Genomic DNA, 17685 nt, shown 5'->3' with positions numbered 1-17685 from the left:
TCGTTATTCATTCTGGAATCTGGTTCCTCAGTGCATTTTCATGCTGGATGTCTATATTCACTTGGACTTTGAAATCCAACCGTGGATAAACCTCTTCCCATTCGTCCTTTATCTCGCTCCAAAGTTTCCGGTCTTTATGACGGATGAATGACCTTATGAAAAATATGTCGAGGTTTTCCTCTTGCATTTTTGCAATGGTTTCTTCAATTTGCTCTTTAACGGAATTTGCAAGGACTTCTTCCATTTTTACAATGGACATCGCAAGAGGTTTGTCGATAATCGATACTTTTTCCTCGACCGAGATTGTCAATGATGGTTGATCTTTTTGTTTATCAAGCTTTTTGCTGGTGCTTTGGGCAATACTGCGGCCGACTAATTTTCCGTTCCCGGTGTTGATTTGTGTAATTGTCCCGTCTCTGACTTCCCCGCGAACAAATAACCATGCACGGGCTTCCCGTGCCGAAAGCTCCCGTTTTAGACGATAATTTTCAAGAAATGCAATCCTTTCTACTTTGATCCAACTGCTTTCACTACTGTCTGTCGTATGCAAAGCAGTGTCGGAAACCAATTCGGCAATCGGTATATAGGATAAGGAGTGTGGATCTGTTTCATGATTGAAAAAAACATTTAAATTCACTTTCTCGAATGTAGAAGAGCGGTTGCTTAACTGAATAATTTCTTTTATTCCCGTTGCTTCTACTTTTTCAAATGGGGTTTCAGCACGGAGCATCGACTCCGCTGTCCCCTTAACCATCACCAGGTTAACAGTCCGTCGAATTTCGAATTCCCGATCGATGACATTGATCACATCCTCAGCGTTTTTTGATAAAAGCTCTTCTCCCAATGCAATCAATTCCATGTGAGAAAAAATCGGTACCCGGGGAGAGATTTCAGTCAACTTTGCCATAGCCAATGGGATGGTATCTGCTTCTATAGAAAAGACGGTGTTTTCTTCCTGGCTGCTTGCCGCCCCCTCTGTGGAAAACTGAGGAGGGTAAGCCCATTGAAACGTGACGCGATATGTATCATCCTCGATCAAATCTATTCCCATTCCCATGATGAAATTGACATCGGAAATTTCTTTCCTGTCCCAACATGCAGTAAGCAACAACAGACAAAGCATGATCACTGCTGGTTTTCTAACGTGCTGCATGGCCCCTCGCCTTTCTGCGGAAGGTATAGCAAAGTCTGAGCGTCAAGGGAATACCGAGGTGAAACAAAAGGGATAAATAGACCCATTGATCAAAAATGAAAGAAACCAACGCATTACTGTTCGGGATAAACAACAAAATGACCGTGCAGGCAATGACCATCATTGCTACCCGGATCCGCTTGCTTTTTTTAATGTGAAACGTATTTTTCAACAAGGTCCAGGAAATGGTGAAAAATGTTCCAACGACTAGCATCACAGCTCCTGCCCAAAGGGTCACCAGAAAAATTTCCGTCCGTTCCAGAAATTCTCCGACCTGGATCAAGGTATTTAATTCCACGGTGGGATAACGCAGTCTTCTTAATTCATAGGGATCGAAAACCCCGATATTTTGGATGACTATCAAAGCAGTGATCAAAAGGCTGAAGAAAATCCCCGCCATTATCCTTGGTTGCTTCGTTATTTCATTTTTGTTGGCGAACGGAAGGAGGGAAGAGATCACGACCACCTGTCCGTAATGGGCGAATGGGATGAGTGTCCCGGACCAGAAGCCTTCCATAGAGTATGGAAGCAAGGGCTGAAAGTGATTTAAATTAACTTCGGGGATGACCGCCACGATTAAAAAAAGCAGGATGCTCGTCAAAAGAATCAGCAACATGGAACTTGCCCTGGCCAATACTTCGATTCCCAAAAAAGAACAATACAGCGCAAGTATCAGAACAAGCAGCAATGTAGCCAAAGAGGGTGTTCTTGGTAAAAATAACGTCCGGAACATGGTCACGATGATTTGCGTATGGATCAGGAACAGGATGAAATAGTAACAACTGTACAGAAAGCTCAGCAAAGTGCCGGGATATTTACCAGTCACTTTTTTTAAAACCTCCGTGAAGCTTTTGTCAGGAAATTGAAGGGATAGGTTTAACATCCCCCATCCGACCAGCATGGAAATCGTAATGGAAATGATCAGGGAGATCCACAAATGCTGTCCCATATGATCGGCCATGAAGGATGGAGCGAAGACATATATTTGTACAGATAAAGTCAGCATAATCAATGCAGTCATTTGTCCATAGGTGATTTTCAAGTTCGATCTTCCTCTTCCGTTTTTTGTCCCGGATTTTTTTTGCCGGGAAATTTTTTCAACGCAGGCCTGTCTGCAATGAAGGCAGGAAGGTCATTTTGCTTGAACAAGGGGAACCGGAAAACGGTGTCGCGTAACTCTGCTGGAATGAACGGAGCATGCGGGGCCATGTAGGGATAGCCGAAGGATCGCAGGCTCACCAGATATAAATACAGCGTCAAAAGTCCCCATACGATACCGAAAAAGCCGAAAGTGGCCGCTAAAAAAATGAACAAAAAGCGGAGCACCCGAAAAGAAGCACCCAAACTGTAATTAGGAATGATAAAGGAAGAAATTGCTGTTACAGATACGATAATGATAACCAGTGGACTGACAAAGCCTGCCCTTACAGCGGCATCACCGATTACAAGGGCGCCGACTATACTGATGGTGTTTCCAATTGCTTTGGGAAGCCGAAGACCGGCTTCTCTTAAAAATTCAAAAGTTATTTCGATAAACAACGTTTCAATCAACGCAGGGAACGGAATGGTCTCCCGCCCCGCAGCTATACTTAACGCTAGATCTGTAGGAATCATTTCATGATGAAAGGTAGTCAAGGCGATATATGTCGCAGGCAGCAATAAAGAGACAAACAAGGCGGCTATTCGAATGATCCGTAAAAGTGTGGCCAGGTACATGGAATCATAATAATCATCGGGTGCCTGTAATAAGGAGAATATATTGATCGGTCCATATAAAACGAAGGGGGTCCCGTCTACAAGGATGGCCACTTTTCCTTCCATGATATTTGCAGCGATTTTGTCCGGACGTTCTGTAGAGCCTATCAAAGGAACAATCGAATAAGAATGATCTTTTATAAAAGCCTGCACTTGGTGACTGGAATGGACTGCATCTACTTCTATACGGGAAAGGCGTTTTCTGACCTCTTTTACTATCTGGTTGTTTGCCACTCCTTCCAAGTATAGGAGGGCCGTTTCAGTTTTTGATATATTCCCCAACTGTCTTTTTTCTACCTTTAACTGATGATGGAAAATCCTGCTCCGGATCAGGGATATGTTTGTTTTCAAGCTCTCGTTGAATCCGAGTCTTGGTCCTTTGATGGATGCTTCTGCTGTAGGTTCTTCCAGAGCACGTTCCTTTCTTTTTTGTATATCGATGATAAAGGCTTCGCTGCTTTGATCGACAAAGATTGCGAGCCTGCCGCTTGTCAATTCCTGAACAATGTTTTTGAGATTCGTCTCTGTTTTATAATCAAATGATAGACCAGCCACGCCCTGATCGGCGTTGTTTCGAAGGGTATCGAGGATTCTGCTGACTTTTCTATCATCTACAATGGTTTCTATGTAAGCAATGCCCACCTTTTCGTTTAAAAGAAAGGAAATATAGTCATCCGTGTTTTCTAGATAGTTGGACGTTAGAAGATCCAAGTTTGTATGGGCTTTACGGGAAATGGAAAGGTCCTCTGTTGTAAAACGGCTGACGAAGCGTTGCTCTGCTGCCTTCATTCTCTTTCTTTTTCTCCACATAAATATACTGCCTTCCCTTTATACAGGTTTGTGTCCTCTATTGTGTACGTTAACCATCAGATTCATGCATGGCTGTTCTTCTGAAAATTCACAGGCATGAAAATCACAGGGAAAGGTATCTTTTTCTGGCAACAACTGATAATATTTGAAGGGTATGGGCATTTTTACCTATCTCCATTCATAGGAATTTATTCGTGTTTTTTGTCTGGTTATAAATCACCTCATCCATTTTAATCCCACTTATAAACTTAGTAGAGACAACAAGAAAAATCTAGGAGGCATCGATAACGATATAGGTAAATCAGCTTAGCGATTACATAAGGAGGCATTTATTAATGAAGTTTAAAAGTTTGAGAGGAAAAATGTTTGCAGTATTTTTACCCCTTGTAGTGATAGGATTGGGGTTATTCATGGTTTTTTCTTATATGTTCTCTAAAAACCAGATCGATGCGGAAATCAAGTCAAGAATCTCTATATTGCAGGATAATGCCATCAATAAAATAGAAAAACAGTTTGCCAGCCATCAACAGGTGGCGGAGTCACTTGGCTCTGTCGTACAAACTGCTGGTAAAACATTTTCCCGGGAGGATTACCAGGAGATACTGGGTAACAACATTTTGACGAACAAGGACACCCTTGGGGCAGGCGTATGGTATGAAAAATATGGATATGACAGCGACATAGAATACTTCGGGCCGTACGTCTATAAAGATGGAGACGATGTTGCCTACACGGAAGAATATGAAACGGCAGAATATGATTTTCCAAGTTGGGATTGGTATCAGCAGGCAAAGGGAGCCGAGGAAGCAGTGTGGGGAGACCCTTATTATGATGAAACAACAGGAATAACGATGGTCACGACCAGTTTGCCATTCCAAGATGGGAACGGTGATTTTGCCGGAGTGGTTACAGCTGATATCGATTTGAGCCAAATTCAGCAAATCATTTCCGACATTGAGATTTACGATACAGGCTGGGCTTTTGGCCTGGATAATTCCGGTAGGTTTATAGCCCATCGTGATGAAGACCAGGTGATGCAGGCAACAATGGAAGACATCCCGGCATTTCAACCATATAGAGAAGAAATAGCGAGTAACCAGACTGGTCATTTCCCGATGGACATAGAAGGCGAATCTTACCAAGTCTACTTTGACACGATTCCGAGAACGGGGTGGAAGTTGGGATTGATGGTTCCGGAAAGTGAATTGTATGCTTCTTTGGACAAGCTGCTTATTCGGCAGTTGCTCCTTGGAATTTCGGTGATTTTAATTCTTTTGACTATCATATTTCTGTTTGGATATCGGTTGACCAAGCCGATTACAGACCTTCAGCAGAAAACGGATCAAGTTGCCGGTGGAGATTTAACCGTGCAAGTGGAACATGATTCCTCAGATGAAGTCGGACTGCTATACGGTCATTTCAATAAAATGTTGGAAAATATGCGGGGGCTAATACAGCGTACGACGGAGTCTGCTGCAATTATCCGAAAAACAGCCGAAAACTTCAGTGCGGTGTCCGAGGAAACAACGGCATCCAATGAAGAAATCCAACATACGATGCACGGCATTGCCGACGGAGCAAACAAGTCAGCAGATGATATTGAAGAAATGCGGAAACAACTAGACTTGTTGTCCGGAGAAATAGAAAAAGTAACCGAAAACAGTGCACAGATGAGTGAACGGTCTCGACAAGCTGAAACTGTCAACAAGAAAGGGATAGAGCAGATGCAAACGTTGAGCGGCCGGGCAGATTCTTCTTCAGAAACAATAGAAGAGGTGGAAAAAGTGGTGTCGGAGTTAGCTGGACAAGTCAAAGATATCAGCTCCTTCGTTTACACAATCAATGATATTTCTGAACAAACCAACCTCCTTGCCTTGAATGCAAGCATTGAAGCAGCGAGGGCTGGTGAGCATGGCAAAGGATTTGCTGTTGTTGCGGAAGAGGTCCGGAAATTGGCCGAACAGACTGCCCGGTCCACCGGGGAAATTCAGCAAATAATCGAGCAGGTGCAAGGCAGTGCGGATGGTGCAATTGATAAAATGGCTGATGCTAAACAAATAACAAAAGAGCAAAGCGAAACGGTGAATGAGACAGTGGCGATTTTTAAAGAAATAGGCTCCTCATTCCGGGCTATCATGGACAGTATTGTGGAAAATGCTAGTCATATAGAGGAAATGAACCAAAGCAAGCAACATGTCGTTTCATCTGTGGAATCGATTGCTGCCAATGTGCAGGAAACAGCCGCAGGCAATGAAGAAATAAATGTCACAATCGATGAACAAACAAATGCTTTGCAGTCTCTTGCAAAGTCGGCTGAGGAATTGACCCAATCCAGTGACCAATTATTCGATACAATCCGGACCTTCAAAGTCGATGAGGATACAAAACAGAACAATTAAACCTGAAGAAACCTGGAAAAAGAGGATAGCGTTGCCCAAAACGAAACCGGACGAATTGGAATGAATTCGTCCGGTTTTCTCTTTTAAACGACCGGAGAAAAAACTGGAAAATGCAAATTTCCCTGCATTTAAGCTGTAAAGGGACAGATGATACTGTGTTCATTACTCCAGAGGTACTAAAACTTGGTGAAGACACGAGAGAGACCTAGGGAAACCACCGCAAAATATCGCAAGAATGTGTTTTGTGTTTACCGTAGAAAGATGAAGCTTGTTTTTACGTTTTCTACCAGCTGATTTCTGATCTTCGGGTAAGGGGAGGATTGGTAAATCTTGTTGTCGATAAATGTTGAAAAATAGCTGGGTAATGCCAGAAAGAATGGTATAATGTACGGAAAGAACAGTTGATATGGCACCGGTTACTTGGTTTTATTCGGCCAGGTGACCGGCTGTTTTATTTAGAGGCGTTGATGGTGGCAGAAAAGGGAATCCCCCCAAAGGGACCGACTCGACGATAAGGAGAACGATAGATATGCTTGCTAAATTTAAAGACCTAAAATATTTCAATCTGATTTTTAATAGCATTTCAGATATGGTATTCATGATTTCCTGTGACAGAAATGGCGGGTTCTCCTATGTGATGGCCAATCAATCTGCCATTGACAATCTTAATTTTCCGACTGATTTTGCCGGAAAGAAAATTGAAGAATTAATGCCGGCCTATTCAGCACAGGTTATTACGAAGATGTATGAAGAGGCATCGAATACGGGGAAAGTAGTCGTTTATGAGGAAACCATCGAATTCCCCTCTTCTGACGACCGTTCAAAAACCCGGTTAGGTTGGGTGGAATCGAAAGTGACGCCAGTATTGAATGAGCAGGGCAACTGTGAATATATTATTTCTGTTACCAGGGAAATCACCAATCGCAAAAACCGGGAGAAGGAATTGAATCGAATAAAAGAACAATTCGAATTGATTTTTCAAAATGTAGCGGATCCAGTCTTCACCTTCGATGAAGAAGGCAATTACCAACATGTGAATCCGGGTTTCAGCAAGCTGTTTGGTTGGTCGAAGGAAGAACTGGCCAATAATCCGTCTATCAGCATTCTTCCCGATGAGAAAAAAGAGAGAGATAAATTTTCCGAGATTCTCACCAGGCTGAAAAAAGGAGAAATCATCGAAAACGATTTTGCTGAACGACAAACCAGAAACGGTGGGACCATCCGGGTTATTGCTTCTTATACACCTATTCTTGAAGACGGAAAAATGAGCGGCGGGATTGCGGTTTATAAAAATATTTCCAATGTGGAGGAATTGCAGGAACAACTGCAGGAGAGCGAGGACAGATACCGGATTATCGTGGAGAATTCCAATGATTTGATTCGGGTAACCGATAGAAAAGGAGAGATTGTATATGCTTCTCCTTCTCATGAACGAATTCTGGGATTGAGTCCGGAATTTTTCGAAGGGAAGCCATTCCTTTCTTTTGTCCACCAGGAAGATATGCACAAGGTGAGTGACTTTTTTGCAAGGATTTTGGAAACCGGAACTTCAGATGAGATGGAATATCGTCGTCTCGATAAGCACGGAAGAATCATATGGGTCCATTCCAAAGGGGGGCCGATAAGGAATGCCAAGGGAGAGGTGGAGAAAATCGTTTTTGTTTCCAGGGATGTTTCCGAACGTAAACAAAAGGAGATTGATTTGGAAACACAGGCTTTACATGATGAACTGACTGGACTGCCGAACCGTACCTTGTTTAGCAGGTACCTGGACTCTGCGATGAATGACGCAGATCGAACTGGTAGTGTAATCGGATTGCTGATTCTGGACTGTGACAATTTTAAATGTGTCAATGATGTCCATGGGCACGATACCGGCGATGATGTCATCCGCGAGTTCGCCAGACGGATTGCCGACGTTATCAATGGAGAACAGATTGCATCGCGAATGGGAGGAGATGAATTTCAGTTATTATTGCCGGCCTTGATGGATAGGGATAAAGCAAAAATAATCAGTGAAAAAATCATCGCCTCGATGGAGGAGCCATTTGTTTTCCAGGGGGTTTCACTTCATCTGACAACGAGCATCGGTATCTCCTTCTATACAGCAAATGAACAAAAGACAAAAGAGGAGTTTGTGAAGGAAGCAGATTTGGCCCTATATCAATCCAAGAATCAGGGAAAGAATAAATACACCACCTATCGATTGCAAGATGACACAAAACAAGCTGATAAAAGAAGTTGGCTGAAGCGTTTGTTTAAAAGAGAAGATGACTAAAATCCTGCTGTAATGGTCAGCAGGATTTTTTTCGCAATTTTTAAGAGAAAACGGACAGAGATGAAATTTCGTCTGGACAAAAGGAATGAAATATAAGAGAATAAAGCAGATATATAAATCATAATGATTACTATTATCGCTTGTTTGCTATATATAAGGAAGTAGAAACCAAGTTTAAATTTTTGGAGGGAAGCCATGAATGTAAAACCGCGATCGTTGCTGTTTGATGGTTTGTTATTAGTGTTATTTCTAGCAACTCTGTACCTTGTTGCTGGAACAGGTTCATTTGGAAAAATGTTTCAGCTGCCATCTTCCTTGCAGCACATGAATACGATTTTCTTGAGTATTTTAATAGAAGCTTTGCCATTTGTTCTTATCGGTGTCCTGATTGCCGGATTGATTCAAGTTTTTATCACGGAAGATCATATCAAACGCTGGATTCCGAAAAATAAAGGAATGGCAATTGCCATGAGTTGTGTGGTAGGGGCTTGTTTTCCGGCTTGTGAATGCGGGATTGTACCGATTGTGCGGCGTTTGGTAGGGAAGGGTGTCCCGATTTATGCTGGTGTTGGGTTTCTATTAACAGGTCCCCTTATTAATCCAATGGTAATATTATCGACTTTTATGGCCTTTGGAAATGACATAAAGATAGCTGCAGAGCGGTTGATACTCGGTTTTCTTATCGCAATCCTCGTGTCGTGGGTTATCAGTCTCTTTTTTAGGAAGAATCAGTTAAAGCTCCCGATTGCAGCGGAAGTTTCCCATTCTCATGATCATCAGCCGCTGCAGAAGAAAATCAGTCATACTTTGACGCATGCTGTAGATGAATTTTTTGATGTAGGAAAGTACTTGATTGTCGGCTGCTTGTTAGCCGCTTTTGTTCAAACGTATATATCGTCAGAGACTTTGGTCAACCTGGGGGATGGACAAGCATCTTCGACAGCGGTGATGATGGGATTGGCATACTTATTATCTCTATGCTCCGAGGCAGATGCATTTATTGCTGCATCCTTCAGCAATGTTTTCCCGAATGCGGCCATACTCGGTTTTCTGATATATGGGCCGATGATCGACTTGAAAAATACGATGATGCTCCTGAGTGTCTTCAAGGTTAGATTTGTCCTGATCTTATTTGGAGTTATCACATCTGTCGTTTTCACTACGATATTGATTTTTCAGAATATGTTATAGCAGGGAGGTAAGCACATGCGGTTTCATGTACAGCAAGCTGTAAGAGCGGTAATCCTTTTAGGTTTTGCAGGGCTGATTGTTTACTTACACTACAGTGGAGACATCGTCAAGCTGATAAATCCGAAATACGAAACATTAAGCAAAATCGGAGCGATCATTTTTCTCCTTTTGTTCACCGTCCAATTAAGAAGGGTGTTGGCTCCAAAAGGGGCTGACCAGGATCATCCTCATGATCACGGAAGTCACCGACACGACCACGGCTATTCACCTGTCGATGCTAAGAAGTTATTATCTTACTCTATCGTTGTCCTTCCATTGGTAACAAGTATTCTGATTCCGTTATCTACTTTGGATGCTTCTATTGCAGCCAAAAAAGGTACCATGCTTGCATTGACCAGCAACGCGGAGAATCAAGAAAAAAAGACAGAAAGGGAGAATGATGCAGGGGTTGCGATTTCTGAAACGGAACAAGCAGTGCCGAAGGAAGAAAACATAGAAGAAGAGGGAACAATACCTGATACATCCGGTTCGGATGGCACACCTGATCCAAACCTTTATTCTAATTCCGTCTCGGAAGAAACGTACCAGCAACTGATGGACGAATTGGAAGTTCGAGAATCCATCCAGATGCCTGATCAAGTATATGCCGCTTATTACGACGAAATCAGTAGTAATGTAGAGCAGTATATCGGAAAAGAAATCACGGTGAATGGTTTTGTTTATAAAGAAGAAGGATTTTCGGCGAATCAATTGGTGGTTGGAAGATTTCTGATCACTCATTGTGTAGCTGATTCCAGTATCATCGGTTTTCTTGCAGAGTTTGACGACGCAGAGTCGATTGCTGAAGATGCGTGGCTGGAAGCAACGGGGATAATTCAACTGGAAACATACAATGGCCATGAACTCCCTGTCCTGAAAATAACAAAGTGGCAAAAAATAAAAGAACCGGAACAACCATACCTGTACCCTTTGAATATCAAATATTCCTGACCCTTGAATGATTGGGGACTGTCCCTCCCATCGCTGTCCCTCCCATCGTAAAACGAGGGGGAGGGACAGTCCCCCCGAATGTTTAGTTTGGGAGGAGGTTTTGTTCTTTCAGGTATTTGATGATCGTTTCGGCAGCCTGTTTCACTGAATGGTGCTGTGTATCTATGGTCAACTCTGGATCGAGGGGGGGTTCATAGGGTGAATCGATGCCTGTAAAGTCGCGGATGATCCCTTGCCGCGCTTTTTGGTAAAGTCCTTTCGGATCCCTGCGCTCACAAACATCGAAAGGACAATCAATGAAGATTTCATGGAATTCCCCTTCCTCAAAAATCTTTCTAACCTGGTCCCGGTCTTTTCGGTAGGGGGAAATGAAGGCAGTCATAACAATCTGGCCGCTGTCGACAAATAATTTTGCTACCTCGCCGACTCTACGGATATTTTCCACTCTGTCTTTCGGACTGAATCCGAGTTCTTTGTTCAGACCATGGCGGATGTTATCGCCGTCCAGGACGAAACTCCTTATCCCTAGTTTATGGAGCTGGTAATCCAGTTCGTTGGCCAGCGTCGACTTTCCCGATCCAGAATAACCGGTAAACCATAAAGCGCAGCTTTTATGATTATTCAGCTTCTGACGATCTGTTTTTGTTACTGTGGCAGGATGCCAAATAATATGGTTTTGTCTCATGTGTTACTCCTCATTTCGCTTACAGTTTCCGCCATTCCTTCAATCAACTTGCTGGCAACTTCCGGCCTGCTGAATTGCTTTGGAGGCATATTGCCTTCACGGAGCATTTTTCGTACTTTGGTTCCCGACAATGCAATATGATGTTCCTTTCCATGAGGACACGTCTTGCTGGTCCCCATTCCTTCGCATTTCCGACAGAAGAAGCTATTTTCAAAGCGTAAAATCGTTATGCCGATTTCCTCTTCAGAAAATTGATCAAATATTTTTTGTGCATCATAGGTACCATAGTAATCGCCGACACCTGCATGATCACGGCCGACAATAAAATGGGTGCACCCGTAGTTCTTACGGACAAGCGCATGGAAGACGGCTTCTCGTGGGCCGGCATAGCGCATGGCTGCCGGAAAAACGGACAGAAAGACTCGATCTGCGGGATAATAGTTTTCAAGTAAAATTTGATAACATTCCATGCGCAGGTCACTAGGAATATCCCCAGCTTTTGTTTCGCCGACCAAGGGATGGAGCAGCAGACCATCGACATTTTCCAAAGCGGTTTTTTGAATATATTCGTGGGCCCGGTGTACCGGATTGCGAGTTTGAAAGCCAACAACACTTTTCCAGCCGAACTCGGTGATTTTTTCTCTCGTCTGGATTGGCTCCAAGTGATAACCGTCGGAGAAAGCTGCTTTTGGCGGGAACTTAACCAGCGTAACCGGACCACCGAGGTAAACGTTCGGACGCTCATATAGTTTTTTTACGCCAGGATGCCCTTGGTCTGTTGTTTGGAATACTTTAGCCGCTTCCACATCTTTGTCTGGTGTGAAGATATCCTCGATAGACATTACCCCGTATATTGTCTCATCGTAAACGAGGTTGACTGTATCATGAATCCGGAGGCGGCTGGCCACCTCGGCTTCGACCGGCAAGGTAATGGGAATACTCCAGGGAAGACCGGAGTCCAGCCGCATCCCATCGACTACTGCCTGGTAATCGGGTTCTTTCAGAAAGCCGGTCAAGGGACTGTAGGCACCAGTCGCTATCAGCTCCAAGTCACTGAGCGCCATATCGTCCAATTGTATTCGTTCATCGTTCTCGTCCGGGTGATAAGAGGTATCTACCCGGTCTATGAGTTTATCACCGTGGGGCTTTATCATTTTTTCATTACCTCCTGATTGGTTAAAACTACAGGTTTTTCATATAACGGGCTAGGCTGTTCGTCGGGTTTCCATAAAGACAGAAGCCCGACGAGTCCGACAAAGGCCACAATCATCAGGACACCTGATAAATCAAAATCAACCATTATTTTCACTAGATTATAAGAAATGACCAGTGAGAACAGCGGAGAGAGCAGCCAGGTTTTGACCAGTTTGGCGAAAATCGCACGTTTCCATAGCTTGTTACCCTGCTCTGCTGCACCGGCTCCTAAAATACTGCAGGTGGTCACCTGTGTATGTGGAACTGGGATGCCGAAAAGCGAGGAGGTTATTACCAGAATAGCGCCAATCCCGGAAATGGCGCTTCCTTGAAGCAGGCTTAGATTGGTAATCTTCTTCCCGTTCGTTTCGATTACTTTGCCTCCTAGAAAAAAAGCTCCGGCAGCGACAAACAAACCTCCGGTCAGCGTTCCAGGGCCGGTGGATATCATGCCTGATGCAACCAATGGGCCGACAGCATTGGCGACGTTGTTCATTCCCGCCGAGAATGCTTCCAAGAATCCTGTGAAAATGACCAAAAAAGTGAGCGTTTTTTTCCAGCGGTCACTTTGTAGTATGGGAAAAAGAATCTCGATTCTCCGGATCAATTTATTGGCTGTAAAGGCGAGCAAAAATGCCAAACAGGGAATGAAGAGCCAGCAAAGGACAATGATCAGCAATGTTTTGAGATACAATATCTGAAAGGCTATGCCGACACCTACAATGGCACCTACGGTTACCTCGCTGGTGGATAAGGGGATTCCGCCCAGATTGGCGATGAATAATGCCAAACCAGCTGAACTGAGGATGACGAGTACAATGGGAGCGGAAATAATGTTTTCCGGCACGATCCCGGAACCGAGCGTCTTGACGACTTCTCCACCTCCAAGCGCGGCTCCAAGACAAACCCCGGCTGCACATAAAAACAATGCCGACTTACGGGTTTTGACGGCGCCTGATCCATAAGCGATTCCCATGGAAGCTGCAGCACCGCTGGCACCGATATTCATAGCAAAGAAACCGGCAATCAAGAATGCAAGTATAATCATAACCATTGGCAACAGCCCCTAATCAGGCTTGATGAAGCCCACACTCTTTTTTGGAAAAATTCTTCCACCGCCCTGACCGGGAATCATGGTCGGATAGGACCTGCACGGTGCACTTCGAACAGCCGATGCTGGGATAATGCTGGTCATGCAGCTCGTTGTAAGGTAATTGGTTGAGCTTGATATAATTCCAAACATCCTCCCATGTCCAGTGGATCAATGGGCAAATTTTTATCTTACCGAATTTCTCGTCTTTATTTACATAGTCAACCATACTTCTGGAAGGGGATTGCTCGCGTCGCAGTCCGGATATCCATGCATCGACATCTTGCAGCTGCTGTTGCAGGGGTTCGATTTTTCTAATGTGGCAGCATAGATCAGGATTTTTTTCCCACAAGTTTTCACCGTGCTCGGCCGCTTGCTGTTCTAGTGTTAGGGCAGGCTTCGCCAAGATGAGTTCCAGCATCGGATATTTTTGCTTTACTTTTTCGATTAGTGAATAGGTTTCTGAAAAATGTAACCCTGTATCAAGAAATATCACTTTTGCTTCCGGCTTCACTTTCGAAATTAAATCAATCAGGACCATCCCCTCGGCACCGAAACTGCAAGCATATGCAATCCGGTCTTCGTACGTGCGATATGCCCACTTGATGACATCCATAAAGTCTTTCAATTGTAAATCAAGCTGTTGTTTTTTTCTTTCCTCCCAAGTTTCAAACGTTAATTTCTCTGTTTCCATTATGCTCCCTCCGCTTAGTCCTGAGTTGTTTTTAATAAAAAGGAAAGATCGATTCCCCTCTTTTCAGGCATTTGGGTGTTTGCCTCAAGGTAATTGTATTCAGATAGCTGTCTGATTGTTAAAAAGAGGCTGTCCCCTTCTGCCGGTGTAACGAAATTCATCTGGGCGAATATACATGTGATAGGCTGCAGGAGTTAAATAGACAGAGGCAACAGCGGACGATAACGGGCAAGCGAAGTTCGTGTGCCGGAGACTGTGTAGAAATTCACGATTGGGCGGTGAATGGGAAATTGACAGAAACAAACTTGTTGTTACCGATGAGGGAGAGTAAGCCGAGAGAAAGCGGGATCACTGTGTTGATCGACAATGGAGCACCCTTCGAATCACTTAAGGCTACAGTAGATAATGCCGGTGAATATATCGATTTTATCAAATTCGGCTGGGGAACTTCTTTGCTATCGAAAAAATTGCCAGAAAAAATCAACTATTTAATCAGGAATGAAATTGATTATTTCTTCGGTGGAACCTTATTTGAAAAGTTTTTGAGTCAGAGAAAAGTAGAAGCTTTTTACGACCGTTGTCGGAATTTTAATTGCAATTATGTAGAGATTTCCAATGGAACACTTGCTATCCCCAATCATCAAAAAGCGGAGTATATACGGGAATTTTCCCGAGATTTTTCCGTTTTCAGCGAGGTTGGCACTAAGGATTCTTCAGAGGCTTTAAAGGAAGATTCCAAAGAATGGCTGACCAACATACACGAAGACATCGAAGCGGGAGCCGCTAAAGTCATCACCGAAGCAAGGGAATCCGGAAGCGGTGGTATTTGCGGGGAGGACGGCAGCATCCGTGGTGATATTTTTGATGAGATTGTCGCTGCCGGAATCCCGATGGAACGGCTCATATTCGAAGCACCGAACAAGTCGTTGCAAACCTTTTTCATCAAACAAATAGGACCCAACGTCAATTTGGCCAATGTTGCTTTAAGCGACGTGATAAGTTTAGAAACACTGCGTCTGGGTCTGCGTTCGGATACATTTCATTTATACTAGGGGCTTTCCGCAGATTGTTGATTACCATTTGATACAAACTGCGCACTAACTACAGGTGGAAATACCATTTCCTATGCAAAAAGCGTGTCAACTACCGCTTCGGTAGCATACTTCGCTTTCCGCGGGCACGGCTTCAGTTAACTTGGTAAAGAAAACCGCTTTACCAAGTGGATCTTCAGCTCGTGCTGTTCCCGCAGGAGTCTGCGTATACTACCTGCGCTAAGGAGCATGCTGCTTGTCGTAAGTATAGAGAATTTTCTTTGAGCCCAACAAGCCATCTTAAAAACGGTTGTCAGAAAACATGTACTTCTCTTCATAAAAAGAAAGTTGGAATTCTGTATTTGCCCCTTCTCTTGAACTTTCTGCCTTGTTTTCCCAGCTATGTCCTTTGATGATGCGGTGCATGGAGTGGAGTATTAGGAATAAAAAATTTCGAGTACACGCGTTTCTAAACAGAAATCTGTTCCTAGCGAAGAAAATACCCGGAGACTCCAGCGGGAGGAAAGGCCTCGGTGAGATCCCGCAGAGCGTCAGCTCGAGGAAGCTCATCAGCCGCCCGCGGAAAGCGCAGGGTATTTCCGCAGCGCCGAACTCCCACTCAACGAATGTAGTTAGGAAGGGGCAATAAACAATGTGGTAGTTTATAGCTTTTGGGGAGAAAAAACATTCTTTTAGAAAATGGTTTACATTATAAAAACGAGGTGGAGGAAATGAGAGAAACGAACAAAGTTTTTCACTTAGCGATTCCGTGCAAGGAGTTGGACGAAACGGTTGAATTTTACGAGAAACTGGGTTGTAAACTGGCCAGAAGATACGATGACCGGGTCACTTTCGATTTTTTCGGTGATCAGGTTGTCTGCCATTTAAGTCCGAATAGCATTGATGAAAATCCTAAAATGTATCCAAGGCATTATGGAATAACTTTTTTGAATCGAGAAGAGTATGAACAGGCGCTGGATTATGCCATGAAGGAAAAGTTACCGTTTTACACGGAGCCGATGGTCAGATTTAAAGGGAAACAGGAAGAACACATGACATTCTTTCTAATCGACCCGGCCAACAATTTACTGGAGTTCAAATACTACCACGATTCTTCCATGGTTTATTAGTCCGCAGAACTACCCGGCTTACCCAAGCCGGGCTTTTGCATGGAATTCGGTTATGAAGCTCGTATTTTGGGTGTTGCAAGCTAGAAAAAAGTTTATCTCCTAATGAGGCTTGAAATGGAATGGTGGTTCAAAAAACTCTTCGGGTCAGAAAAGATAATGTTTGCAGGGAATCTGCATAGCGATGGCCTGATTTTATGATTGACTATTCTGCCAATTCAAATGAAAAATGGTATGATGGAAAAAGAAGATATTCTACAAGAATAGGTGGTCGAATGTCAGTGGTAGGTACGCTTTCCGCGGGCACCCGTAAATGGGCCATATACTTGTCTATACGCATGTGAACCACACTCGCCAGGACTCCTGTCTCTATCATGAACACTGCCTGGAAGGCAAGGCTTCTTGTCCGGCGATTGAAAGAAGGGCAGGGAGAAAGGCACAATCGCTAGGTATGGAAAGGAGGGAGGAAGGTGAGCATTCCTCTACAGGGCGATGAGTCGTTGTTGGAACAGGTTAAATGCCTGCAAGGAAAAGACTATTTGACGATAGAAGGAACGGAAGGGCTCACGGAGCGAAAGCTGATATGTCTCATTCAATTGCTAAAGGATCATCGGGAGTTGAGAAAAATCCCGACCATTACGATTCTTGTTGAAGGCAATGTCTCGGAGAACCTGGAAAGCGAATTAAGGAATGGACGCTTTTATTTGCATGACGAAGTTGTCTTTTATCAAAGAGGGCTTGAAGAATTTCCCGCTGTTCATCCAGTATGGGACATACGCTCTTTGAATGAGTTGGACCAACAAGACTTCTTGAAGGTGTGGGAGAAGGTCATCTCTGGTTCTTTGAATGCGGCCTCCACGCTTTCAATGGAAAAACAGATGGACAGCGTCAAGGCTGAACTTGGAAATCGATATAAGGATTCCTGTCTCACAGTTTTTGAAGAAAAGAAACCAATCGGGGTAGTGATTCCCCATATCGAGCCCGGAACAGAAGCGGAGGGACGACTGTTTTATTTTGGGCTGGTTCCGGAAGAAAGAAACAAACGAAAAAGCAGGTTGCTGCACTTGCATGCTTTAGCAAGATTGAAGCATGATTTTCAAGCTGCGGTATATGTTGGGAGTACAAGTGTGAACAATCTTCCGATGAGAAAGGTTTTCGAGCGGAACGATTGTGAATGGACCAGCAAAAAACAGATTTATAAACGTACTATTACTTGAAAAGAGAAATCTGCACTGAATATCAGATGATC

14 protein-coding genes are annotated in these 17685 nt (G+C 43.8%); 7 read left to right on the top strand and 7 right to left on the bottom strand.

Annotated elements, in window-relative coordinates; genetic code table 11:
- Positions 1-7 precede the first annotated feature (7 nt).
- Genes ABVF09_RS03620 through ABVF09_RS03610 form a run of 3 tightly spaced genes read right to left on the bottom strand, consistent with a single transcriptional unit; the run spans position 8 to position 3757 of the window.
- Entirely contained in the window at positions 8-1153 is a 1146-nt protein-coding gene (locus ABVF09_RS03620) for a Ger(x)C family spore germination protein (RefSeq protein ID WP_371068640.1), read from the bottom strand.
- The gene (locus ABVF09_RS03615; protein ID WP_371068639.1) at positions 1140-2234 is read right to left on the bottom strand and encodes a GerAB/ArcD/ProY family transporter; all 1095 of its coding nucleotides are present in this window, start codon (positions 2232-2234) and stop codon (positions 1140-1142) included. The genes ABVF09_RS03620 and ABVF09_RS03615 overlap by 14 nt, the downstream gene beginning before the upstream one ends.
- Positions 2231-3757 carry a spore germination protein gene (locus ABVF09_RS03610; RefSeq protein ID WP_371068638.1) on the bottom strand — a complete coding sequence of 509 codons (1527 nt, stop codon included), beginning with the start codon at positions 3755-3757 and terminating at the stop codon, positions 2231-2233. The genes ABVF09_RS03615 and ABVF09_RS03610 overlap by 4 nt, the downstream gene beginning before the upstream one ends.
- Before the next feature lie 335 nt (positions 3758-4092).
- Between ABVF09_RS03610 and ABVF09_RS03605 the strand changes: the two genes are divergently transcribed.
- The 4 genes from ABVF09_RS03605 (at position 4093) to ABVF09_RS03590 (ending at position 10615) form a co-directional block, all read left to right on the top strand.
- Positions 4093-6156: a methyl-accepting chemotaxis protein gene (locus tag ABVF09_RS03605; RefSeq protein WP_371068637.1), complete on the top strand. Its 2064-nt coding sequence runs from the start codon at positions 4093-4095 to the stop codon at positions 6154-6156.
- A gap of 529 nt (positions 6157-6685) precedes the next feature.
- The gene (locus tag ABVF09_RS03600) at positions 6686-8434 is read left to right on the top strand and encodes a PAS domain S-box protein (RefSeq protein ID WP_371068636.1); all 1749 of its coding nucleotides are present in this window, start codon (positions 6686-6688) and stop codon (positions 8432-8434) included.
- Between the two features lie 195 nt (positions 8435-8629).
- Positions 8630-9625 (top strand): permease, encoded by a 996-nt coding sequence (locus ABVF09_RS03595; RefSeq protein ID WP_026571562.1) that lies wholly within the window; start codon positions 8630-8632, stop codon positions 9623-9625.
- 15 nt (positions 9626-9640) lie between these two features.
- A complete protein-coding gene (locus ABVF09_RS03590; protein WP_371068635.1) occupies positions 9641-10615 on the top strand; it encodes a TIGR03943 family putative permease subunit in 975 nt (324 codons plus the stop codon).
- An 82-nt stretch (positions 10616-10697) separates the two neighbouring features.
- On the opposite strand, the gene cysC is transcribed toward ABVF09_RS03590, so the two are convergent.
- The 4 genes from cysC to ABVF09_RS03570 are packed head-to-tail and all read right to left on the bottom strand — an operon-like array spanning position 10698 to position 14278.
- A complete protein-coding gene (gene cysC / locus ABVF09_RS03585; protein WP_371068634.1) occupies positions 10698-11300 on the bottom strand; it encodes an adenylyl-sulfate kinase in 603 nt (200 codons plus the stop codon).
- On the bottom strand, positions 11297-12454 hold the full coding sequence (gene sat / locus ABVF09_RS03580; protein WP_371068633.1) for a sulfate adenylyltransferase: 1158 nt from the start codon (positions 12452-12454) through the stop codon (positions 11297-11299). The genes cysC and sat overlap by 4 nt, the downstream gene beginning before the upstream one ends.
- Positions 12451-13548 carry a sulfate permease gene (locus ABVF09_RS03575; RefSeq protein WP_153462178.1) on the bottom strand — a complete coding sequence of 366 codons (1098 nt, stop codon included), beginning with the start codon at positions 13546-13548 and terminating at the stop codon, positions 12451-12453. The genes sat and ABVF09_RS03575 overlap by 4 nt, the downstream gene beginning before the upstream one ends.
- A 16-nt stretch (positions 13549-13564) precedes the next feature.
- Complete coding sequence (locus ABVF09_RS03570; protein ID WP_371068632.1) at positions 13565-14278, bottom strand: phosphoadenylyl-sulfate reductase; 714 nt, start codon at positions 14276-14278, stop codon at positions 13565-13567.
- Positions 14279-14568: 290 nt separating this feature from the next.
- On the opposite strand from ABVF09_RS03570, the gene ABVF09_RS03565 reads away from it, so the two are divergent.
- The 3 genes from ABVF09_RS03565 (at position 14569) to ABVF09_RS03555 (ending at position 17653) form a co-directional block, all read left to right on the top strand.
- Positions 14569-15330, top strand: a complete 762-nt coding sequence (locus tag ABVF09_RS03565; RefSeq protein WP_026571557.1) for a phosphosulfolactate synthase — start codon at positions 14569-14571, stop codon at positions 15328-15330.
- A gap of 710 nt (positions 15331-16040) precedes the next feature.
- Complete coding sequence (locus tag ABVF09_RS03560; RefSeq protein ID WP_026571636.1) at positions 16041-16439, top strand: VOC family protein; 399 nt, start codon at positions 16041-16043, stop codon at positions 16437-16439.
- Positions 16440-16906: 467 nt separating this feature from the next.
- Positions 16907-17653 carry a hypothetical protein gene (locus ABVF09_RS03555; protein WP_371068631.1) on the top strand — a complete coding sequence of 249 codons (747 nt, stop codon included), beginning with the start codon at positions 16907-16909 and terminating at the stop codon, positions 17651-17653.
- Positions 17654-17685: the final 32 nt, after the last annotated feature.

This window comes from Sediminibacillus sp. JSM 1682029, assembly GCF_041366435.1.
GTDB lineage: Bacteria > Bacillota > Bacilli > Bacillales > Amphibacillaceae > Sediminibacillus > Sediminibacillus terrae.
Note: the sequence above shows the minus strand (reverse complement) of the source record. Positions and strands in the feature narration are given on the sequence as shown.